23 protein-coding genes are annotated in these 22,859 nt (G+C 48.5%); 9 read left to right on the top strand and 14 right to left on the bottom strand.

Going from position 1 to position 22,859, the window contains the following annotated elements; genetic code table 11:
• Positions 1-19: 19 nt before the first annotated feature.
• Positions 20-985, top strand: a complete 966-nt coding sequence (lipA, locus tag M979_RS01890) for a lipoyl synthase (protein WP_034456722.1) — start codon at positions 20-22, stop codon at positions 983-985.
• Between the two features lie 100 nt (positions 986-1,085).
• Here lipA and tatE read toward each other — a convergent pair whose 3' ends face one another.
• Positions 1,086-1,289: a twin-arginine translocase subunit TatE gene (gene tatE, locus M979_RS01885; RefSeq protein WP_034456723.1), complete on the bottom strand. Its 204-nt coding sequence runs from the start codon at positions 1,287-1,289 to the stop codon at positions 1,086-1,088.
• A gap of 127 nt (positions 1,290-1,416) precedes the next feature.
• On the bottom strand, positions 1,417-2,205 hold the full coding sequence (locus M979_RS01880) for a deaminated glutathione amidase (RefSeq protein ID WP_064553405.1): 789 nt from the start codon (positions 2,203-2,205) through the stop codon (positions 1,417-1,419).
• Between the two features lie 108 nt (positions 2,206-2,313).
• On the opposite strand from M979_RS01880, the gene crcB reads away from it, so the two are divergent.
• Positions 2,314-2,697 carry a fluoride efflux transporter CrcB gene (crcB, locus tag M979_RS01875; RefSeq protein ID WP_064553403.1) on the top strand — a complete coding sequence of 128 codons (384 nt, stop codon included), beginning with the start codon at positions 2,314-2,316 and terminating at the stop codon, positions 2,695-2,697.
• 212 nt (positions 2,698-2,909) lie between these two features.
• On the opposite strand, the gene cspE is transcribed toward crcB, so the two are convergent.
• The 7 genes from cspE to M979_RS01840 form a co-directional block, all read right to left on the bottom strand.
• On the bottom strand, positions 2,910-3,119 hold the full coding sequence (gene cspE / locus M979_RS01870; protein WP_004100146.1) for a transcription antiterminator/RNA stability regulator CspE: 210 nt from the start codon (positions 3,117-3,119) through the stop codon (positions 2,910-2,912).
• Positions 3,120-3,343: 224 nt separating this feature from the next.
• Positions 3,344-3,901, bottom strand: coding sequence for a lipid IV(A) palmitoyltransferase PagP (gene pagP, locus M979_RS01865; protein WP_280643556.1), 558 nt, complete (start codon positions 3,899-3,901; stop codon positions 3,344-3,346).
• A 177-nt stretch (positions 3,902-4,078) separates the two neighbouring features.
• Positions 4,079-7,198, bottom strand: coding sequence for an efflux RND transporter permease subunit (locus M979_RS01860; RefSeq protein WP_064553401.1), 3,120 nt, complete (start codon positions 7,196-7,198; stop codon positions 4,079-4,081).
• Positions 7,195-8,652: an efflux RND transporter periplasmic adaptor subunit gene (locus M979_RS01855; RefSeq protein ID WP_064553399.1), complete on the bottom strand. Its 1,458-nt coding sequence runs from the start codon at positions 8,650-8,652 to the stop codon at positions 7,195-7,197. The genes M979_RS01860 and M979_RS01855 overlap by 4 nt, the downstream gene beginning before the upstream one ends.
• Positions 8,652-9,908, bottom strand: coding sequence for a TolC family protein (locus M979_RS01850; protein WP_064553397.1), 1,257 nt, complete (start codon positions 9,906-9,908; stop codon positions 8,652-8,654). The genes M979_RS01855 and M979_RS01850 overlap by 1 nt, the downstream gene beginning before the upstream one ends.
• 11 nt (positions 9,909-9,919) lie before the next feature.
• Entirely contained in the window at positions 9,920-10,267 is a 348-nt protein-coding gene (locus M979_RS01845; protein ID WP_051880582.1) for a copper-binding protein, read from the bottom strand.
• Between the two features lie 128 nt (positions 10,268-10,395).
• Positions 10,396-10,806 (bottom strand): hypothetical protein, encoded by a 411-nt coding sequence (locus M979_RS01840; protein ID WP_034456730.1) that lies wholly within the window; start codon positions 10,804-10,806, stop codon positions 10,396-10,398.
• Positions 10,807-11,220: 414 nt separating this feature from the next.
• Between M979_RS01840 and dcuC the strand changes: the two genes are divergently transcribed.
• The gene (gene dcuC, locus M979_RS01835; protein WP_034456731.1) at positions 11,221-12,597 is read left to right on the top strand and encodes an anaerobic C4-dicarboxylate transporter DcuC; all 1,377 of its coding nucleotides are present in this window, start codon (positions 11,221-11,223) and stop codon (positions 12,595-12,597) included.
• Positions 12,598-12,682: 85 nt separating this feature from the next.
• A complete protein-coding gene (gene rna, locus M979_RS01830; protein ID WP_034456732.1) occupies positions 12,683-13,489 on the top strand; it encodes a ribonuclease I in 807 nt (268 codons plus the stop codon).
• Between the two features lie 3 nt (positions 13,490-13,492).
• On the opposite strand, the gene M979_RS01825 is transcribed toward rna, so the two are convergent.
• The 3 genes from M979_RS01825 to M979_RS01815 all read right to left on the bottom strand — a co-directional run bounded on the left by M979_RS01825 (position 13,493) and on the right by M979_RS01815 (position 16,947).
• On the bottom strand, positions 13,493-14,806 hold the full coding sequence (locus M979_RS01825) for an MFS transporter (RefSeq protein ID WP_034456734.1): 1,314 nt from the start codon (positions 14,804-14,806) through the stop codon (positions 13,493-13,495).
• A gap of 56 nt (positions 14,807-14,862) precedes the next feature.
• Positions 14,863-15,813, bottom strand: a complete 951-nt coding sequence (locus M979_RS01820) for a 2-hydroxyacid dehydrogenase (protein ID WP_425338124.1) — start codon at positions 15,811-15,813, stop codon at positions 14,863-14,865.
• Positions 15,814-15,954: 141 nt separating this feature from the next.
• Positions 15,955-16,947, bottom strand: coding sequence for a LacI family DNA-binding transcriptional regulator (locus M979_RS01815; protein ID WP_064553395.1), 993 nt, complete (start codon positions 16,945-16,947; stop codon positions 15,955-15,957).
• A gap of 193 nt (positions 16,948-17,140) precedes the next feature.
• Here M979_RS01815 and idnO point away from each other — a divergent pair, with 193 nt between their 5' ends.
• From idnO to M979_RS23495, 3 genes are all read left to right on the top strand, one after another.
• Positions 17,141-17,905, top strand: a complete 765-nt coding sequence (gene idnO, locus M979_RS01810) for a gluconate 5-dehydrogenase (RefSeq protein ID WP_034456740.1) — start codon at positions 17,141-17,143, stop codon at positions 17,903-17,905.
• A gap of 9 nt (positions 17,906-17,914) precedes the next feature.
• Positions 17,915-18,388 (top strand): NanQ anomerase/TabA/YiaL family protein, encoded by a 474-nt coding sequence (locus M979_RS01805; RefSeq protein ID WP_064553393.1) that lies wholly within the window; start codon positions 17,915-17,917, stop codon positions 18,386-18,388.
• Positions 18,389-18,486: 98 nt separating this feature from the next.
• Complete coding sequence (locus tag M979_RS23495) at positions 18,487-18,636, top strand: hypothetical protein (RefSeq protein WP_167350259.1); 150 nt, start codon at positions 18,487-18,489, stop codon at positions 18,634-18,636.
• Between the two features lie 43 nt (positions 18,637-18,679).
• On the opposite strand, the gene M979_RS01800 is transcribed toward M979_RS23495, so the two are convergent.
• Positions 18,680-19,510 (bottom strand): alpha/beta fold hydrolase, encoded by an 831-nt coding sequence (locus M979_RS01800; RefSeq protein WP_034456744.1) that lies wholly within the window; start codon positions 19,508-19,510, stop codon positions 18,680-18,682.
• A gap of 290 nt (positions 19,511-19,800) precedes the next feature.
• On the opposite strand from M979_RS01800, the gene M979_RS01795 reads away from it, so the two are divergent.
• Positions 19,801-21,177, top strand: coding sequence for a GntP family permease (locus tag M979_RS01795; RefSeq protein WP_064553494.1), 1,377 nt, complete (start codon positions 19,801-19,803; stop codon positions 21,175-21,177).
• A 149-nt stretch (positions 21,178-21,326) separates the two neighbouring features.
• The gene (gene rnk / locus M979_RS01790; protein ID WP_034456746.1) at positions 21,327-21,737 is read left to right on the top strand and encodes a nucleoside diphosphate kinase regulator; all 411 of its coding nucleotides are present in this window, start codon (positions 21,327-21,329) and stop codon (positions 21,735-21,737) included.
• A 39-nt stretch (positions 21,738-21,776) separates the two neighbouring features.
• On the opposite strand, the gene malI is transcribed toward rnk, so the two are convergent.
• The gene (gene malI, locus M979_RS01785) at positions 21,777-22,793 is read right to left on the bottom strand and encodes a Mal regulon transcriptional regulator MalI (protein ID WP_034456748.1); all 1,017 of its coding nucleotides are present in this window, start codon (positions 22,791-22,793) and stop codon (positions 21,777-21,779) included.
• Positions 22,794-22,859: the final 66 nt, after the last annotated feature.

Genomic DNA, 22,859 nt, shown 5'->3' with positions numbered 1-22,859 from the left:
CAACTGGAACACGTACGATATGAGTAAACCTATTGTAATGGAACGCGGCGTCAAGTACCGCGACGCCGATAAAATGGCTCTGATCCCGGTTAAAAACGTGGTGACGGAGCGCCAGGAGCTGTTAAGAAAACCAGAATGGATGAAGATCAAACTTCCATCTGATTCGACCCGCATTCAGGGTATCAAAGCGGCAATGCGTAAAAATGGTCTGCACTCTGTGTGTGAGGAAGCTTCCTGCCCTAACCTGGCGGAATGTTTCAACCATGGAACGGCAACCTTTATGATCCTGGGTGCGATTTGCACTCGCCGCTGCCCATTCTGCGATGTGGCTCATGGTCGCCCGGTTGCACCTGACGCCAATGAGCCAGGCAAACTAGCGCAAACTATCGCTGACATGGCATTACGTTATGTCGTTATCACGTCTGTTGACCGTGATGACCTGCGCGACGGTGGAGCTCAACATTTTGCTGATTGCATAAGCGCAATTCGCGAAAAAAATCCGACCATCAAAATCGAAACATTAGTGCCAGATTTCCGTGGCCGAATGGACAAAGCGCTAGAAATCCTCACCGCAACGCCGCCAGATGTGTTCAACCATAACCTGGAAAACGTGCCGCGTATTTATCGTAAAGTACGTCCTGGTGCGGACTACAACTGGTCGCTGAAACTGCTGGAGCGTTTTAAAGAAGCGCATCCTGATATCCCAACCAAATCAGGTTTGATGGTAGGTTTAGGCGAAACGAATGCAGAGATTGTGGAAGTAATGCGCGATCTACGCCGCCACGGTGTCACAATGTTAACGCTGGGCCAATATTTACAGCCAAGCCGCCATCACTTACCAGTGCAACGTTATGTGAGCCCTGACGAGTTTGAAGAGATGAAAGCAGAAGCGCTGGCTATGGGCTTTACCCATGCAGCTTGCGGCCCATTTGTTCGCTCTTCATACCATGCAGACTTACAAGCTAAAGGTATGGAAGTTAAATAACGATGTAACAAATCGTTACCTTTAATTTGCTACGTGCATAAAAAAAACCGGCCAAAACAATGCCGGTTTTTTTTATATCGGGTCGAAAGCTGCTTTATGATCAGTCTTTGTGAGTAATACGGTCAGCTGTTGTATCCGTATTGCTGGCAGACTTAGCGCTGGTCTCATCTTCATTCATGGCTTTCTTGAAGCCCTTGATTGCCGCGCCCAGATCGCCACCCAGGGTGCGCAACTTCTTGGTGCCAAATAACAAAACAATCAGCGCACCGACCACCAACAACTTTGTAATACTAATCTCACCCATAACAACCTTCTTTAATCATGCGTGCCGTGGATACGGCGAACAATACACTGAGACAATTAACGGTCATTTTCGCGTGCGATACAATAGAAACCTGTAACAAGTTGAATCAAGATCGAGTTAAAAACCATCATAACAACCTGGGTACGCCAAACCGGCGGTTTTTCAAGACGGGTAGCATCGCTCTTACTTCAGTTAAGTATTCGCCCTCCAACTCAGCATAAATCAAAGCCGGTCGCTGATTTGCCGCCGCAATGACAACACCGAGTGGATCCACCACTCGACTATGACCAATATTTTTATTACCACATTCACCTGATGCCACAACATAACATGTGGTATCAAGCGCACGAGCAGCCAGTAGCGTTGACCAATGCATCTCTTTATTTGGACCACGTAACCACGCTGCAGGTAAGACTAAAACATCAGCGCCCGCTAAAGCCAGACTCAAAGCCATCTCTGGAAAACGCAGATCGTAGCATGTCATTAATCCCACTTTAAAACCCGCGACCTCAATTAATGGTGGTAATACATTACCTGCATCAACCAGGCGCGATTCTTGTACATTAAACGCATCATAGAGATGAAGTTTCTGATAACGAGCAATCACCTCGCCGCCACGAATTGCCAGCAAAGTATTTGCCGCACGACCCACCGTGGTTTTGATATGCAATGTCAGTATGGTTGTCAGATTATCATTACGACTCTGCTCGCAAAGCCTATCGATAAACTCATCGTCCATGGTTTGCGCTGATTTCACTGATAAATCGGGGTCGCTATCATCTCGTGCCAGGACTGCTTCGGGTAATACCAGCAATTGAGCCCCTGTAGCTCGCGCTTGCGCCATCAACGCCAGACAGGTTTGTACGTTTTCCTGCCACACTTTATTCACCGCAAATTGCCCTACTGCAACTTTCATTGTCATCTCTCAAAAGGCTGCGAATAATTTCAGTATACCGGGTGTGAAACTTCCCGTGCTGAAGTTACACTCAAACACTTTAAAAATAAGAACGAACAGGAAACTATCGTGTTGCAGATGCTTTTAGCCGTGTTTATTGGCGGAGGAACGGGAAGTGTTGTGCGCTGGTTATTGAGTATGAAGCTCAACCCGGCACATGCGGCGATTCCCGTCGGGACGTTGACAGCAAACCTTGTCGGCGCGTTTATCATCGGACTGGGGCTGGCTGTGTTTACCAGAATGACTCACCTTGACCCTGTCTGGAAACTTTTAATCACCACAGGTTTTTGCGGAGGCCTTACCACGTTTTCGACTTTCTCGGCAGAAGTTGTTTTCTTACTACAGGATGGGCGTCTGGCCTGGGCTGGATTGAATATGCTGCTTAATCTCGCAGGTTCGCTCTTCATGACGGCCATCGCATTTTGGTTAGTTTCTTTAGCCTACAGTCATTGATTCAAGCCACGTTAAGGTTAGCTTAATTTTTGTCTGCCACTCTGGATGAAAATGAGGGTGAGGCAAACTGATGAAAGAACGTGTTGCTGGATGGACAGCGGTGCTGATGAGCACGCTGATTGTGGTGTGCTTTGTGAAAATTTATCTTTTTTCCTGAATTTAAAGCAAAAAAAACCCGCCTTGGCGGGTTTTTATATTCTGCTGGTAAAGCCTTAGATAGGCATTACATTTGCAGCAGATGGGCCTTTGGCACCGTTAGTGATTTCAAACTCAACGCGCTGACCTTCAGCCAGGGTTTTGAAACCATTGCTCTGGATTGCAGAGAAGTGTACGAACACATCTTTGCTACCATCTTCCGGAGTAATGAAGCCAAAGCCTTTTGACTCGTTAAACCACTTAACGTTACCTTTAATCTTAGACATCTAAATTACCTTTACATGAAAAACGACACAAATGCTGTGTCGGACATCAGTACACCAATTGTGATGGATTTTGTCCAGCCCAGAATTGCTAAAAAGTGATAAAAATTACTACCTCTTTTAAAAACTGTGCGGCAGTCCGTATTTTTGAATACCAGTCAGCCCAAATACGCCATTTGTATGATTCCAGACTACCCATTTGTATCATTTCAGACTGCTATCGCCCTTCAGAATTGGAAGCGTAACCAGGCAAAGTAAACGTTACCGTTGTTGTACGTTCCGGGAATATAAGTCATCTGGAACGTTGCCGGTCCATAACCTACGGATGCCAAAGGCAAAATCACAGGAATGGGGATGTATTTCCAGTTATCACGCGCTGTTGCCCCCAGCGTATAGCCTAAACCAAGACGGAAGTTATCATCCCTCAACGGACGCCAGATCTTCTCCCACCCATAGCCACCAATTGGTTCCCATTTGTTATAGGAGTCTTTGAACGCCATCAGATACAAACCATGCCAGTTGCCGCTTTCATCCCAACGTGTTTGCCCGAACCCAATACCCCAGGGACGTTCGTTATAGCGATCTGTTTTTTCTTTATCGTATGCAAAACGTGCATGCCAGGTTATTGCAGGCACATACAAATCATAATGTTGCGGTTCATTCCAGGTTTGTGAAACATTATCAGACAAAGTATTCCAGGCGTCACCTAATACACTATTTTGGCTCGCCATTGCAGCAGGCAACACCATTAATGGTGATACAAAAATAATAAAAGAAAAGATGATTTTATTTGTTAGAGTCACATTGATTTCCACATCAAAATTCAATATACAGCCTAACAAATTATATATTAACAAAAGCTAAATAAGTCTGTGGCTAATTCCTAAAAACAGCCATTAACGCCTATTTAACCATCAACCCCTATTGTTTCCTTAATCTAAAACAATAGGGGTAACCAACTATTATTTATGCTTTTTTAGTAATACATACATTGCAGGGATGACCAACATCGATAGCAATGGGGCAGTAATCATGCCGCCAATCATCGGGGCCGCTATACGACGCATCACTTCTGATCCAGTGCCATCACCCCACATAATCGGCAACAAACCCGCCATTATCGTCGCTACCGTCATCACTTTTGGCCTGACACGCAACACAGCCCCCTCATGAAGGGCACGCATTAGCATGGGTTTTCCACCCTGTGGATCTAGCATTTTGTGCCTTGCAATCGCTTGATTTAAATAAAGCACCATTATTACGCCAAATTCAGCTGCTACTCCTGCCAATGCAATAAAGCCCACTGCCCCCGCAACGGATAAATTATATCCCAGCAAATAGAGTAACCAGACACCGCCAATGAGTGAGAATGGTAAAGTCCCCATTATTAACAGTGCATCACTTACACGCGAAAATGTTACATAAAGTAAGACAAAAATAATAATCAGGGTGAAAGGTAAGACTATTCTTAATTTGGCGCTTGCGCGTTCTAAATATTCAAATTGACCAGACCAGGATAATGAAACTCCATCAGGTAATTTCACCTGTTGGGAAACAGCACGTTGCATATCTTCCACTGCTGATTTTAAATCACGCCCGCGTAAGTCTACATAAACCCAATTAGATAAACGGGCATTTTCACTCTTCAACATTGGTGGGCCATCAGTAATACTGATGTCAGCCAATTCAGAAAGTGCAATCTGGCTACCATTTGCGGTAATTACCGGCAAACTTTGTAATTTCTGGACGTTGTCACGTATTTCGCGTGGGTAGCGAATATTGATGGGATAGCGTTCACGTCCTTCAATCGTTTCACCGATATTCTGTCCACCAATCACCGTTGCAACCAATGACTGTAGCTCTTTGACAGATACCCCGTAGCGCGCCGCTTTCAGCCTGTCGATATTAATATCAACATAGCGCCCGCCACCGAGTCGTTCCGCAAGAGCTGATGTGACACCGGGAACTTGCTTCACCACTCGTTCGATTTGCTCAGCCACCTGCTCAATGGCGGCAATATTATTGCCATTTACTTTAATGCCTACCGGGCTTTTGATACCTGTCGCCAGCATATCCAGGCGGTTACGGATAGGTGGCACCCAAACGTTAGCAATACCCGGAACTTTCACCACGCTATCGAGTTCGCTAACCAGCTTATCCATCGTCATTCCTGGCCGCCATTGATCGCGCGGTTTAAAACGAATAGTGGTCTCGATCATGGTCAGCGGTGCAGGATCGGTTGCAGTATCTGCGCGCCCGGCTTTACCAAATACCGTCGCCACTTCAGGCACGGTTTTGATTAAGCGGTCTGTTTGTTGCAGTAAACGTCCTGCTTCACGTGCGGAAATACCCGGTAGCGTTGATGGCATGTACAGCAAATCACCTTCATCAAGCGGCGGCATAAACTCACTTCCAAGTCGGCTCAACGGCCATAACGTCGCCAGTAATACTAACCCTGCCACCAGCAGCGTAGTTTTCGGGCGCGCCAGCACTTTATCCAATAGTGGTTCATAGGCGGCAATCAGCCAACGGTTGATTGGGTTAGCCTTCTCATCAGGAATTTTTCCACGAATGAAATAGCCCATAAGCACGGGTACCAGCGTGATGCCCAGCCCCGCAGCTACAGCCATCGCGTAGGTTTTGGTAAACGCCAGTGGCGAGAACATGCGCCCTTCTTGTGCTTCAAGGGAAAACACCGGAATAAAGGAGAGTGTGATAATCAGTAAACTGCAGAATAATGCTGGCCCAACTTCTACCGCTGCTTGCTCAGAGATCCGCCAATAATCAGCACCAGAAGGCTGTTTATCAGGATTGTCGTGCCGCCACTGCTCCAGCACTTTGTGCATGTTTTCAATCATTACGATCGCAGCATCAACCATTGCCCCAATCGCAATCGCTATTCCACCCAACGACATAATGTTGGCGTTCACTCCCTGGTAGTGCATGACAATAAACGCGCCCAGAATCCCCAACGGCAAGGTTATCATCGCCACAAGTGCGGAACGGAAATGGAACAAGAAGAGTGCACAGATAATCGCCACGACGATAAACTCTTCCAGCAACTTATGAGAGAGCGTTTCAATAGCATTTTCAATCAGATGAGAACGGTCATACACCGGAATGATTTCGACACCCACAGGCAAACTCTTCTGAATTTGCTGTAGCTTCGCTTTTACCCCATTAATCGTATCCAGCGCATTCTTGCCATAGCGCATGACAATAATGCCGCCCGCAACCTCACCTTCACCATTAAATTCCGCCACGCCACGACGAATTTCAGGCCCCATACGCAACGTTGCTACATCGCTCAACAGCACTGGCACGCCTTCGCGCGTGGTGATCACTACCTGTTTAAAATCATTCAGATTCTTCAGGTAACCTGCGGTGCGCACCATGTATTCGGCTTCACCCATTTCGATAACCGAACCGCCACCTTCCTGGTTAGCGCTTTGCACCGCACTAATAACTTGTTCGTGTGTAATGTTCAGCGCCCGCATACGCTGCGGATCGAGAACAATTTGGTATTGTCGAACCATGCCGCCTACGCTTGCAACTTCAGAAACATTCGGCACAGTTTTGAGCTCAAATTTAAGCGTCCAGTCTTGAAGGGCGCGTAAATCTGCGAGGCTGTGTTTGCCAGTTCTATCCACCAGCGCATATTCATAAACCCAACCCACTCCCGTCGCATCCGGCCCTAACGAGGCTTTGGCTTCAGGAGGTAATTGTGACTGAACCTGGCTTAAATACTCCAGAACCCGCGAGCGCGCCCAGTACGGATCGGTGCCATCTTCAAACAAAATGTAGACATATGAGTCACCAAACATCGAAAAACCGCGCACAGTTTTCGCGCCTGGTACCGAAAGCATGGTAGTGGTCAGTGGATAAGTGACCTGATCTTCAACCACTTGAGGCGCTTTGCCTGGGTAATTGATACGAATGATCACCTGTACGTCGGAGAGATCTGGCAGCGCATCCAACGGTGCGCGTTGCAGCGACCAAATTCCCCACACCGCCATCATGATCGCCGCAAGCAACACCAGCAGCCGATTTTTAAGTGACCAGCGAATAACGGCGGCAATCATTTCATTACCCCCGCCATCGGCATCAGATGAGTGATCACCGCGCCATGTTCGTCATCCATTGTGAAACTGAACATCACACTATCCCCAACCTTCACACCCTGCGCGTCAGCGGCCGATTTCAGTGCAAAATCCATAGTCATCGCTCCCCATTTCAATGCAGCAATGGGTTTGTGCGAAAGGGTAACAGCATCATCAGTAATCTCTTTCACCACCGCCTCGCCCTGATATTCAGGGGTTGCAGTAATGGCTGCGTTCTCCTGTGGCAATGCGCTACGAAGGCTTGCTTCGGAATCAATCAGGAACTGCCCGGAGGTCACAACTTTATCGCCCTCTTTCAATCCTTGTTTAATCTCAACCCAGCCATTTTGCGCCGTCCCAACCACTACGTTCACCGGGTTGAAATGGCCATTGTCCTGCGCGACTAATACCCGGCTATTGCTCCCCGTTTCAATCATCGCTTCTTCAGGAATAGCCAGCACTGGCGGGAGATTAGGCTGCTTCGCCAGTTTCACATTAAGGTACATCCCAGGCTTGAGCTTCATTTGCGGGTTATCCAACACGATGCGCGCTTTCAGCGTTCGGGTAGTCGTTTCCATATTGGGTAACAACTCACTCACACGCCCATGGAAAACCTCACCAGGCCAGCTATCACTTGCTGCCTGAATCTCACTCCCCACTTGCAGTACCTGGGCCTGAGTTTGCGGGTAATCAATCACAATCCACACAGATTCGAGGCTGGCAATTTCAAACAAAGGCGCTGTTGCCGCAACCTGCGCGCCCTCGCGAGTATCGAGCTTGTTAATGTAGCCTGCTTGTTTAGCACGTACCGTCACACGCGTTTGCGGTTTCCCGGTTTTCTCCACCTGGCGAATAATTTCCGCTGGCATAAACTGGAGTTGTAGACGTTCTCGTGCGGCGGCACTTAATGCGCTGTCTCCCAAACGACGCACCGCCAGATACTCTTGCTGTGCCGCCGTCCATTCAGGTATCCACAGCTGTGCAAGTGGTTCACCCGCTTTCACAAATTGCTGCGGCGCATTAACAAACAACTTCTCAACGATGCCATTAGCACTGGCCGGAATAATCTGCACGCTGCGTTCGTCCGTAGACACTGTAGCAAAAGCATCAAATTGATATTCCAGCACTTTCTTCTCAACCAACGCAGTTTTGATTCCCAGATTTTGTTGTTGGCGAGCACTCACCGTCACTCCACCATCTTCGGTAGTTTCATCGGCATAACGTGGGACTAAATCCATATCCATAAACGGCGATTTACCCGGCTTATCAAAGCGCTGCCCCGGTGTCATCGGGTCATACCAATAAAGAACTTTTCGTTCAGGCTGAACAGATTGTGTCGTTGTGGTGGAGTCGCTTTGTTTACCCACGTAATACCCGGCGCCAAGTGACGCCGCGATAGTGAGCGCTAACAATGAAATTCTCGTTATGGTGTTCATTATTGGTTGTTTTCCTGTGGCGTCAGGTAGCGAATGGCGGCCCAGGTTTCAGCCACATTTTTTTCTGCACTATGCGCGGCCAGTTCTGTATCAAGCAGAGTACGGCGAGCATTGAGTAAGTCGGAGAGGGTCGATTGCCCGGAACGGTATTGTGCTTCAACCAGTGAGAGGCGCTGGCGTTGCAGAGGTAATATTTCATCTTGCTGGCGCAGCCAGAGTGTTTGGGCAGCCTGATACTGTGCTACCAGTGTGCGCACCAGGGCTATGCGTTCGCGATTTGACAATGCCAACTGGTCGTTGGCTTCCATGGTTCGGGACATATCTGCCGCCAGGTCTTTATCCTGACGTTGCGATTTAAACATGGGTAAATCGACGGTAAACATCACACCAGCCATATCATCGTAATCATCCGCGCGATGAGCATAGAAAACCTCAACACCGACATTCGGCTTCGCCGCCACAGCGGATTGCGCTGAACGCGCTTTGGCAACATCGGCCTCGCGTGCCGCTTCAATCACTTCCGGATGCTGCCCGACATTTTGTTCCAGTACTGCCGGGTCCGCAGGCAAACGCTGATAACGCGGCAACGTACCGCTAGTGTTATCAATCTGTTCGCCCGTCAATTGCAGCAAACGCGTCTGGGCCAGGACCACATCACGCTGTGCAAGCGTTACTTTGTCCTGCATCCCTAAGAGGGTCATGCGAATATCTACAACACTGGATGCCGGTGAACTTCCACTGGCAACCGTCGCTTTCTGCACATCGACTTGACGCTCAGTTTCGTCCACCAGTTTTTGCGCAGTCGCCAACACTTTTTGCGATAACGCCAAATCAAGCCAGGCCTGAGCCGTCGTTCTTTGTAATGTCGTCCGAATCACCTCTGCTTTGGCTGCACTGCTGGCGGATTGAGCGAGAATAGTTTCGGCTTTACGGTCGCGCTTATCTTCGCTGACGTACTCCTGCATGATGCCAATACGCTGCATGGTCATGCCTTCGCGCGTAAAGCGATGGCTGTTACTGCCCTGCACCGGGACATTTTCAATACCAAATTTCAATTTAGGGTCGGGTAATTCACGGGCAGAATCCGCCATCGCATTCAGCGCATCGCTCTGATTACGGTTGGCAGAAAGTTCCGCGGAATAGTTTTCAGCAGCGTTCAGGGTCTGTTGCAGGCTGAACTCTGCCGCATTTGCGGCAGAGACAGACACAGCAAACAGCACCCCGCCGAGCCACAAGCTCAGGGAATGTTGTCTCATGATGGCCTCAGTTACTTAGTCGGGGTAACCGAAGCGATTTTGTAGCCTTCAGATTGCTGGCTAAACGTGAAGTCAACCGTTTCACCCGCTTTGACTACCGGCAATGCTCCCGCTTCAGGCATGCTGAAGGTCATGGTCATTGCAGGCCAATTAAGCGCTGCGATAGGTTTATGGGCGATGGAAATAGAATCGGCGGTGACTTTCTTGACCACACCGTGGCCGTGGTAAACCTCGGCAGCCATCGGCTGAGACATCGACATCTCATGAGACATATCGTGAGATGCGGCGTGAGCCACGGTAAAGAAAGCAGATACAGACAGCGCAACGGCTGTGAAGAAACGTGCAGAAATAGCAGACATAAAAATCTCCAGAACTAAAGTCAAAGGACGGCGAAATGCCAATCTGCCTTTGTCTTTCAAGTTACAGGTGCGTTAGCTGCCTTCCTGCATCTTGAAATTCATAGGCATGAACCAGGACAGTGCTGGAGTTATTCTCTAAAACGACAAAACCGTATTGTGGCTGGAGGGCCAGTTGCAGGCGGAGTTACCAGGGAAACAGAGGTAATCGTTTCAGTGCATTCGGGGATCACTAAGGCCAGAGTATTGGTCACCGGTAATGCGGCCAAAGAAATGTAGCCGTTATCTTTTTGCATCACATCCGGAATACAGTGTTTATCACACAGTGTTCCTTTCGCTTTCACCATATCCCAATGGTTTTTCATCAGCATATGTTCGCTATGCTGAACGGAAAGGGATGACGCGCTAATTTCTACCGGGCAGTCATGCGATGCCACTGCGACCTGACTGTTGATAAACAGCCAGCCAAACGCCAACAGCAGCATCAAAAGATGCTTTCTGAGGAAGCGTAAATGGCTTGTCGACCAGAAAGTGGATTGCAACTTGGTTACCCCAAAATATACGAGGCGGCAGTATAAGCATTAGACCTTTTTATTTTAAAGCGATTTTTGGTTGTTTTACATTTGCCATTTTAATTAACAATTTCATAATAATTAATCAAATTAACTACCCCCATATGGCTATTTATAAAACAATTAGTGGTACAAATAAATAACGCTATTCAATAAGTAAATGTCATAATTGCAAAGCTGCCTGCAAATGTGTCATGGCAGAGATACGAAGCTTAGTAAATTTGATGCTCATCAGAAATCTGCTCGAATGATTCGGGCAGATTGGCACCGTTTTCACCGACGACTGCAAAGCGTCTTATTTTTTATTTTCTGGCATGGCGTTGCGCTCAGGTACTACTCACTCCCTTCAATGGGTAAAGATGCCGAACGCGACAGGGGACTCAAATGCTAACTACTCTTGAACTACTAATTGGGGTTGTGGTTATTGTCGGTGTAGCTCGCTACATCATCAAGGGCTACTCCGCCACCGGCGTATTATTCGTCGGTGGTTTAACGTTACTGATTATAAGTGCTCTGATGGGCCACAAGGTTTTACCTGGCAATGCTGAAAGCACCGGGTACACCGCAACCGATATCGTTGAATATGTCAAAATCCTGCTGATGAGCCGTGGTGGCGATCTGGGCATGATGATCATGATGCTGTGCGGTTTTGCAGCTTACATGACACATATCGGCGCCAATGACATGGTGGTTAAGCTTGCGTCTAAGCCACTGAAATTAATCAACTCACCATACATTTTGATGATCGCCGCTTATTTCGTGGCTTGTCTGATGTCACTGGCGGTTTCATCTGCAACCGGCCTGGGTGTGTTGTTGATGGCAACGTTGTTCCCGGTCATGGTGAACGTAGGGATTAGTCGTGGGGCAGCGGCAGCAATTTGTGCTTCTCCTGCAGCAATTATCCTGTCTCCAACTTCTGGCGACGTAGTGCTGGCGGCAAAAGCTGCTGAAATGTCTTTGGTTGATTTTGCCTTTAAAACCACCGTGCCAATTTCTATCGCTGCCATTATTGCCATGGCGATTGCCCACTTCTTCTGGCAACGCTACCTGGATAAAAAAGAAAACGTCAGCCACGAAATGCTCGATGTCAGCGAAATCCAGACTACTGCACCTTCTTTCTATGCCATTTTGCCATTTACACCAATTATCGGCGTGCTGATTTTCGACGGAAAATGGGGTCCACAACTGCATATCATCTCTATTTTGGTGATCTGTATTCTCATTGCCGCGGTGATTGAATTCTTCCGCAGCTTCAAAGCGCAGACCGTCTTTTCCGGCCTGGAAGTTTGCTACCGCGGGATGGCTGATGCCTTCGCAAACGTCGTTATGCTGTTGGTTGCTGCGGGTGTGTTTGCACAAGGTCTTAGCACCATTGGCTTTATCCAGAGCCTGATATCGATTGCCACATCGTTCGGTTCAGCAAGTATCATTCTGATGCTGGTGCTGGTCGTTCTCACCATGCTGGCAGCAATGACCACAGGTTCCGGTAACGCACCGTTCTATGCCTTTGTTGAGATGATCCCAAAACTGGCTCACTCATCCGGTATTAACCCTGCATACCTGGCGATTCCTATGCTGCAAGCCTCCAACCTTGGTCGCACAATTTCTCCAGTTTCCGGAGTGGTGGTTGCAGTTGCAGGTATGGCAAAAATCTCTCCATTCGAAGTGGTAAAGCGCACCTCAGTTCCCGTTGCTGTTGGTCTGATTGTCGTGATTATCGCCACCGAAATTCTTGTGCCTTCTGCAGCTATTCTGCCTTAATCTTTAGCTTTGCAATAAGCGCCTCAGTGAGGCGCTTTTTTTATGCTTAAATAAAGCGACTTCTGGAAGCCCGAGCGAGAAAACGATGAAATTGATGTGGCAAAACACGCTAATCCTGACTTCCCTACTGGCCACAAGCCATCTGTTACAAGCGGAAGAACTCGCCGCCAAACAGTACGCCGATTTCGACCGTTACGTGCTGGCTCTGTCCTGGCAAACAGGGTTTTGCCAGAGTATGCATGAGCGTAACCGCAACGAACCTGTCGAATGTAAAACGCAGCAAGAGCAAAATGACAAGCGCACTTTCTTAACCGTGCACGGCCTGTGGCCAGGTTTACCAAAATCGGTCGCGGCACGAGGCGTGGATGAAAAACGGTGGATGCGCTATGGCTGTTCAACCCGCCCGGTGCCCAACATGGCCGAAGTTCGCGGTTCGCAAAAATGCCAGGCGCCAGCACCTGCGTTATCAACAGATATCGCCAGCAAACTCGCGGGCGTTATGCCAGGGGCTGGAGGCCAGTCGTGCCTTGATCGCTATGAGTTCGCAAAACATGGCGCGTGTTTTGGTTTTAACCCCAACGCCTATTTCGGAACTATGGTTCGCCTGAACCATGAATTTAAAGAAAGTGCTTTTGGTGAATTTTTGGCAACAAACTACGGCAAAGTCGTCACGCGCAAAGCGTTCAACAAAGCGCTGGAGAAGAGCTGGGGAAATGATGCGGTAAAGGCGGTAAAACTGACCTGTAACGGAAACCCGGCATACCTGACGGAAATGCAAATCTCGCTGGATGCTACAAAAATTAATGGCCCGCTTAATGAAAGCTCGTTTGCCACACAAAGAAATCCAGGCAACTGCGCGAAGCAGTTTCGCCTGGATGCTGTAGGTTATTGATCGTTAAGCAACGTGTGGTTGTTTAGCCGATTCATCTGCGACTGGCTTACCCTTATCAGGAGTCAGATCGCAGTTCTTTGGTAGCGTCAGGGTTATCAGTGCTGCGATCACCAATGAACCGGCCAGGGCGCAGACTGCCATGTTCTGCCCGTAGAGATAAATCATCATCCCCACCAGCCATGGCCCACAGAAGCCCCCCAGATTGCCTAAACCATTAATCACACCACGTGCCCCGCCGGCAACCTCTGGAGAGGCAATTCGCCCCGGAATCGACCAAAACGGACTCGTTGCCGCCTTGAGGAAGAACCCGCATACCACTAAAGCAATGTAGGCTGCGATAATGTTATGACGTAAAACTACCGATGCCAGCAATGCCGCTGCAAAACACAATAGTGAAATCATCACCCACAGCCGGCGTTTACCTGTTTTATCGCTGAGCATCGAAATGACATAGATACCGATAATCGTTGCGACAAACGGCACGATTGCCAGTAGCCCAACACCCGCCATATTCGCGCCGGTCAGATTTTTGAGGATTGTCGGCAACCACAGCGTGTAGCCGTAATCACCGGTTTGGTAGAAAAAGTTAAGCGCCACCAGCTTCATTAGACTGCTATTACGAAATACGTCGCGCAACGGTGCATTACTTACCGGCTGTTTCAGGCTTCGCGCCTGACGGTCGCTTTCCAGTTCTGCCAGCAGGTATTCCCGTTCTGCAGCGGGCAACCAACGCGCTTCTTGTGGGCGGTCACTGATCAGCACCCACCACACCGCCAACACCACAATCGACAGCAAACCTTCGATGATAAACAGCCAGCGCCAGTCCAGACTCTGAATAATCGCACCAGATATTGGGGCGGTAACCATGCCGCCGATGGGCGCGAACATCATGACAAAAGCATTAGCTCGCCCTATTTCACGGTCCGGGAACCAGTTACTGATCATCGTCAGCACGACTGGCAGCATCCCGCCTTCGGCAACACCGAGCACAAAGCGCAGAACTAAGACCTGATAATGGTTGGTGACAAAACCTGTGGCGACGGACACGATAGCCCATGCCACCAGCGACCAGGCAATAAAGCGTTTACCGCTGCCGTTTACAGCCGCACGCCCACCGGGGATCTGCAAAAAAAGATAGCCGATGAAAAATATGCCGCTGGTGAGGCCCGCCATTTGGCTGGTAATACCTAAATCGGCTTCCATTCCGCCGGGGAGTGCAAAACTAATATTCACCCGATCCATAAAGGAAATAATGCAGGCGATTAAAATAGGCGCAACCACACGCCACCAACGAGTGCCGGGTATTTTCTTTTCCATGGTATTGTTCCGTGACAATAAAAGTCATTGCCCTTTTATAAAGGGCGCCGGTAATTTTAATTCATGCGATGTGGCAATATCTGTCCATTAAAATAAGCCTGAACATTTTCAAATACGATATTACTCATACGCTGACGGGTTTCATGGGTTGCGCTGGCGACGTGGGGCTGTAATACCACATTATCCATCTCAATAAGTGCAGAAGGAACATTAGGTTCATTAGCAAAAACGTCCAGACCGGCACCGGAAATATCACCATTTTGCAAAGCGGTAATTAAATCCTGCTCATTGATAATGCTGCCGCGAGCGATATTAATGACCAACGCATGTTTAGGTAATGCCTCGAATACTTGCCGATTCACAATGCCATAGCTTGCCTTGCCACCCGATACCGCAACAATAAAAAAGTCACTATTGCTGGCCAGACTTAAAACATCTTCACACCAGTGATACGGCAGTGAGCTATCCACTTTGCGATCGGTGTAATAAATTTCCATATCAAATCCGCTGGCACGACGGGCGATGGCACGGCCAATATTTCCCATCCCAAAAATACCGATACGTTTACAACTCACCTGAGTTGCCAATGCGGAGCTTTCCTTGAGCCAGCGCCCTTCTCGTACGAAGCGGTCACCCTGGCACAGTTGGCGAGCACTACTCAACAACAAACCGAAAGCCAGGTCAGCGACATCATCAGTGAGCGCCCCGGCAGTAATGGTCACCGCAATATCCCTGCGGCGAGCATATTCCAGATCCACCGCGTCAGTGCCGACGCCAAAAATGGCAATCACGCCGACCTGAGGCAGATTTTCCAGCACGGCGGTAGTCACGCCGATATCACCCCGCGTCACAACAGCACCAATTTGCGCGCCGTTATCAGCAAGCCAGGCCACAGCGTCAGAGTGCTGGTAAAGGCGATGAACGGTGTAATGAGTATCCAGTTGCTGCTGAAGTGCATCCATCACTGGAGCAATAAGTAATACGTGTTGGGTAGGTTGCGACATGATTCCCCCGGTTAAGTCAGCTAAGTCAATATTTCTGCTTAACATCAAAGCCTTTTTAAGCGCAGGGTTTTGCGACATAGGTCACGCCAATTCATGTTAGAAAACCGTGTTACCGTTAGCGTGATCGCTTCAGCATTTAAGCGACTAAAGTGTGCCGCCAAGAGATAAGCGATAGTGCAAATCGACTTGTTCAATCGTTGGTTGTTTATTGATTTTCTTCAATAAAATTTCTGTGGCGACTTTCCCTATCTCAAAGCGTGGCGTGACAACACTGGCAAGTTTTGGAACCGTAACCTGGCCGATTTCAAGGCCGTGAAAACCCGCAATTCCCATCTGTTCCGGCACACGAATGTTGGCAGCCTGGCATTCTTGTAACACCCCTGCTGCGAGATCGTCATTAGTACATAAAATACCGTCCATATCCGGGTACATCTGGCGCGCCATCGCCATCATTCCAGTACCCATACTTACGGAAGAAACTTTATTTGGCATCAGCCGACCGTCAGCCAAACCCGCATCCGCCATGGCTTTACAATAACCTTCATACCGCTTGATATCACGTACATCGGCCATCGAACCTAAATAGATAATCCGCTTCTTGCCGCTGGCAATCAGCATATTGGTCATATCAAACCCGGCACGGAAGTTATCAAAGCCGACATTAATGCGCCCGCTACCAGGCACCAGGTCCATCACTTCAGCCACAGGAATTCCGGCAGCACTTAGATACTTCTCGGTCCGCAACGTATGCACGGTTTCCGTCAGAATCAGCCCCGCGACGTTAAAACCCAGCACTGTGGCGATTTGTTCTTCTTCACGCTCGCGGTCGTAATCGTAATTAACCACCAACGTCTGGTAACCCATCGGCTTTGTTACGGATTCGATACCTGCCAGTAAATCGGCAAAAATCTGGTTATTAAATGAGGGAATAATAACGCCGATTCGCGGCTGCATATTGCTCGCCAGCGCCCTGTTTTCAGGGTCAGGCATATAATTGACTTCAGCCATAACTTCAGCAATTCGGGCGGCAGTTTCCGGGGCTACTTTATCCGGTGTGCGCAAATAACGGCTGACGGTCATTTTTGTCACCCCTGCAAGGGCGGCAATGTCCTGCAATGTAATGCGCTGGTACTTCATCTGGTTTTCCTGATAACCCGCGGGAAAAGGATTATGCCTCGCATCCTCAACAAAAGAAAAGCTACCACACTTCACACTCCAGGTATCATGCGGGCGTAACACCATTCGCAGTGATCTACTTCACAGTTTTACCCGCTCTGAACCGCTTTGATAAGGGATATTAAATACGATGCAAAAATAACAGGAATTCACCATGACGAATTTATTTACGCTCGACAACAAACGCGTATTAATTACCGGCTCTGCACAAGGGATAGGCTTTTTATTAGCACAAGGCCTGGCTGAGCATGGTGCTGAAATTATCATCAATGATATTACTGCTGAACGCGCCGAACATGCGGCAATGAAATTACGTGACTGTGGTTACACCGCCTGGACTGCTGCATTTAATGTTACCGACCCGGAAGCAGTGGAAGCTGCCATTGAAAATATCGAGCAAGAGATCGGGCCAATTGATGTATTAATTAATAATGCTGGCATTCAGCGTCGCCACCCATTTACTGAATTTCCGGTTAATGAATGGAACGATATTATTGCTGTAAATCAGACCGCCGTATTTTTAGTTTCACAGTCTGTTTCACGACGCATGGTAAAACGCCAGGCCGGAAAAATAATCAATATTTGCTCAATGCAAAGTGAGCTGGGCCGCGACACCATTACGCCGTATGCCGCGGCAAAAGGAGCGGTAAAAATGTTGACCCGCGGTATGTGCGTGGAACTGGCGCGCTACAACATTCAGGTCAACGGTATTGCACCAGGTTACTTCAAAACAGATATGACTAAATCATTGGTCGACGACGAAGCTTTCACACAGTGGTTGTGCAAACGCACGCCAGCAGCACGTTGGGGTGACCCTGAAGAACTGATTGGTGCTGCGGTGTTCCTGTCGTCAAAAGCGTCAAACTTCGTGAATGGCCACCTGCTGTTTGTTGATGGCGGCATGCTGGTTGCGGTGTAAGGGGGAAACATGATTATTGATAAACTTGAGAATGCCGCTCAAAACCCGGTTTATCCAACGGTGATTCGCCATGCGTTACAGGCAATTATCGCAAACCGTCCGCAGCAATTAGCCAACGGTAAATACCCGATCGAAGGCGAACTTATCTATTTTTCGGTATTTGATGGCAAAACAAAACCATTGGAAGAGCAGCGCCCTGAACTACATGCCCGTTATATCGACGTGCATATCGTGCTTGAAGGCGAAGAGATAATCGGTGCCGCACCGGTGGAACAGCAGCAGCAACAAGACGGCGTGTTCGATGAGCAAAATGATATTGGCTTCTATAAAAATATGGGCTGTGAAACGTTAATAAAATTGCAGCCGGGCGATCTGACAATTCTTTTTCCCGGCGAGCTTCACCGCCCTATGGCAACGCTAAATGAACCGGCTGCGCTGAGGAAAATTGTGGCGAAGATCGATGTGAGTTTGATCAACAGATAGTACCTGTTCGATTAAATACGGAAGACAAAAAACAATCAGTTCACTGTTAGTTCCGGGTTTGTAGACATATGCTTTGTTTATCAAATGCGGAGGTAATTATGAACACAACGAAACGTTTTTTAATGCAGTTAAAAGCTCAATTTGAACGTGAAGAAAAAGCGCATAAGCTGTTGGGTTTGATTTGGCTTTCACCCCAACAGCGCTATGAAATTTTGAAAGAGATTATGTTGCCGGTAGCAATGAAATGAGTGCCTGAATGGCGGGTAATTGTCACTTACCCGCCCACAACAGCTAACCTTTCAAAAATGCCAGTAAATCAGCATTAACCCGGTCTTTCTCCGTCGTGCAAATTCCGTGTGAGCCACCTTCATAAACTTTGAACGTCGCATCTGGCAGTGTCGCCGCTGTCACCTTGCCGCAGGTTTCAAACGGCACAATCTGATCGTCATCACCATGAATCACCAGCGTCGGGATAGTCATTTTCTTCAGATCTTCACGCTGATCTGTCTCAGAAAAAGCTTTAATACAGTCGTACAGTGCTTTGATACCGCCCTGCATGCCTTGCTCAACAAAACTCTCCCGCACACCTTCTGAAATTTTCGCACCAGGACGGTTGTAACCGTAAAATGCCATCGTCAACTCTTTGAAAAAGTCGGCACGATTAGCACGCACACCTTCCCGGATACCATCAAATACCTCGATAGGCACACCATCAGGATTAAAATCTGTTTTCAGCATGATCGGTGGAACGGCACTTATCAGCACTGCTTTTGCCACTCGACTGGTGCCATGGCGACCAATATAACGCGCCACTTCCCCACCACCTGTTGAGTGCCCGACATGAACGGCATCTTTGAGGTTCAAATGCGCGGTCAGTTCGGCCAGATCATCGGCATACTGATCCATGTTATTTCCATCCCATGACTGTGACGAACGACCATGCCCTCGTCGGTCATGAGCAATAACCCGGAATCCCTTCTGCCCAAGGAAAAACATCTGATCTTCAAACGCATCTGCCGTTAATGGCCAGCCGTGGCTGAATACTATCGGTTGCCCTTCTCCCCAATCCTTAAAGTAAAGAGAACTGCCGTCCTTTAACGTGAGTTTGTCGTAATGGCTCATGATATCTCCGGTTCAGGTGATGACCGCACAAGGCGCCAGATTGAAACGTGCTTATACAGATTAATTCAAAATTTGCCCATGGCAGGTTTATTTACGGTCAGCAATTAATCAATGTGCCTTATGGACTGTTTCTTTCGATAGTTTGAAGTTGCTCTCAAAATGTTAATAAACATGGTGTACTCCATTCCCGAACACGCAATGTTACCGATATCATGTTACCGGTATCAGAAATATGGTGAATTATGCTTAACGTATCGTTCATCTATAAATTCGGCGCAGAGGACAAAAATATGACCGAAATAACAGCACATTACGGCGCAGGGACCCTTCTTGGGATTGCTGCTTGTGCAGTCGTACTCCTACTTATACTCATCATGCGCTTCAAAGTGCATGCATTCTTAGCATTAACATTAGTGAGTGTTGTTGTTGCACTGGTTACCGGTGTGCCATTCGATAAAATTGTCCCAACGATTTTGGGCGGTTTTGGCAGTACCCTGGCGGGCGTTGCTCTGCTGGTTGGCCTTGGTGCCATGATTGGCCGTCTGCTCGAAATTTCTGGCGGCGCCAAAGTATTGGCTGACACACTGGTCGGAAAATTTGGTTCACACCGCGCGCCACTGGCGCTTGGTGTCGCATCTTTGCTGTTTGGCTTCCCAATCTTCTTCGATGCGGGCCTGGTAGTCATGCTGCCTATTATTTTCAGCGTAGCAAAACAATTCGGCGGTTCTACGCTGAAATATGCGCTGCCTGCTGCGGGTGCATTCGCTGTGATGCACGCACTTCTGCCACCGCATCCGGGTCCGGTTGCTGCCAGTGAATTGCTGGGCGCAAACATTGGGCTGCTGGTCATTGTTGGCCTGGTTATCGCGATTCCAACCTGGTATCTCGGTGCGTATCTGTTTGGCCTGTATGCTGGTAAGAAATTCGACGTTCCATTGCCTTCTTCTTTCCTCGGCAATGTAGAAGCGGATCCAAACCACCAGCCACCCTCTTTTGGCACTGTATTGTCGATTCTGCTACTGCCACTGGTGCTGATTTTCCTTGATACCGGCCTGAACACAGCCACCGTGCTCGGTTGGGTAACGGCTGACAATATCGTAGTTCAGTTCCTGCGCATGTTGGGTAAAACCCCGATTGCATTGCTGATTACAGTGTTCTTTGCTCTTGCTGTGTTTAGTGGTCGTCATAGCCGTCAGCACCTGGAAAAAGTGTGCGATGGCGCGCTTGGCCCAATCTGCGGCATCATTTTGGTGACCGGTGCGGGTGGTATGTTCGGTGGCGTTCTGCGTGCCAGCGGCATTGGTGATGCACTTGCTGGTGTGCTGTCTGATACAGGTATGCCGGTGATTGTTGCCGCGTTTGTTATCTCGACCGCTCTGCGTGTGGCGCAAGGTTCTGCAACTGTGGCTCTGACTACCACTGCGGCACTTATCTCACCAATGGTTGCGGCAACGCCAGGCCTTAGTCAGTTCGACCTGTGCTTCATCGTAGTGGCAATTGCAGGTGGTGCGACGGTTCTGTCTCACGTTAACGACTCCGGTTTCTGGCTGGTTGGCCGTTTCCTGGAAATGGACGAGAAAACAACACTGAAAACCTGGACCGTGATGGAAACGCTGATTGGTACTATCGCTTTCCTGTTCGCATTAGTAGGTAGCATTATTCTGTAACTGCAGTTTGTGACTCAGGTCACTTTAAACTATGTGTTAAGCTCAGTATTATCACTGCAGACCAAACCCTCACTCTTACCGGTGAGGGTTTTCTTTTGTAAGGTCCACATCAGGCACAAGAGTGCCTGTTTTTTTACACGGAGAGAAATATGTCCAGACCAGCCATTATCATTAATGAACTCGATGCCGAGCGTATTGACCGTTTGCTGGAGCAACCACAATTTGCTAACCAGCCGGTAGCTACAGTGCTGAACGCAGAACTGGACAGAGCAGAAATGCGTAAGCCTGAAGATATTCCGGCCGACGTCGTTACGATGAACAGCCGCGTAAAATTCCGCGATCTATCCTCAAAAGAAGAGCATGTTCGCACGCTGGTTTACCCGGTAAATCTGACGGACAGCGACAATCAACTCTCAGTCATGGCGCCGGTTGGCGCTGCACTGCTGGGTTTGCGTGTTGGTGCGACAATTAACTGGACGTTACCGAACGGTAACCAGACGCATCTGGAAGTGCTGGAGTTGCAATACCAGCCGGAAGCCGCTGGCGAGTACCACCGTTAAATGATGTGTCCCCCTTTTCTTAAAGGGGGATAATATTTGTCAGGCTGATTCTCTCAGCACCAACTCTCCTGAAATAATAATCTTCTGAGCAGGCATCGTCGGCTCTTTAATTTTATTCACAATCAATGTTGCCGCTTGTCGGCCTGCTTCCTCGCTGGATGACGAAACGTAAGTGAAACGTGGCGAGGTGAGATTAATGTGCATCATGTCTTCGAAACCAATCAACGAAACCTGTTGAGTCAAAAACACGTCTTTACCGACCGTTCGCCCAACCTGCTGGATACCATTGAGACAGCCAATAATTGCTGATGGAGAATGACAGAGCATCGCGGTGATTTTGCTATTTTTCTCAAGCAATTGACGTGTTAAACGCGCAGCATTCTCGGTGTCGTTTTCACAAACTGGAGCCCACTCTTCGCGAAACGGCAAATTGTACTGCGCCAGTGCATTGCGATAACCCAGCAAACGCTCTTCGCGCATCAAGTTCGATGCTGTTCCACCCAAATAGGCGATATTTCGGTGACCACGGTCAATCAAATAACGCGTTGCCTGGTTTCCTGCCTGGCGATTATCTCGACCAATGACATCCCGATGGCTGCTTACAGTCGATTCAGCGATGATGACTGTTGGCAACGGGCATTGTGCAATTAGTGCCGGAATAGATGCTAAACGATGGTTAGCATCCAGATAAATAACACCGGCCACACCTTGCTGGGTGAACGATGTTAAACACTGTTGAAGTTGTTGATCATCGTCCTGAGGATGGCCCAGAAAAACCATATAGCCTTGTTTTTCCAGATAATGGACAACGCTTGCCATAACGTTTACACAAAAGGAGTCATTGAAATCACGAATAACCAGGCCAATAAGATTTGAGGTGCTGGAACGCAGATTAGCTGCCGCAACGTTATGGACATAGCCAAGCTGTTTAATCGCAGCGTTAACCTTTTCAATAGTTGCCTCAGAGATCTTTCCTTTTTGGCGCAGCACTAAAGAGACAGTGGAGACAGAAACTCCAGCCAGTTGTGCCACATCAATTATGTTGACCTTTTTCATCCCGTTCCTATGCACTAAATACCCTTGTTATCAATACCATAAAGCCCCCTGTAAACATACAGAGGG

The sequence above is a fragment of the Buttiauxella noackiae ATCC 51607 genome, assembly GCF_001654865.1.
Taxonomy (GTDB): Bacteria; Pseudomonadota; Gammaproteobacteria; order Enterobacterales; family Enterobacteriaceae; genus Buttiauxella; species Buttiauxella noackiae.
The sequence above is the reverse complement of the archived record's forward strand: the minus strand, read 5'-3'. Positions and strand labels throughout refer to the sequence as shown.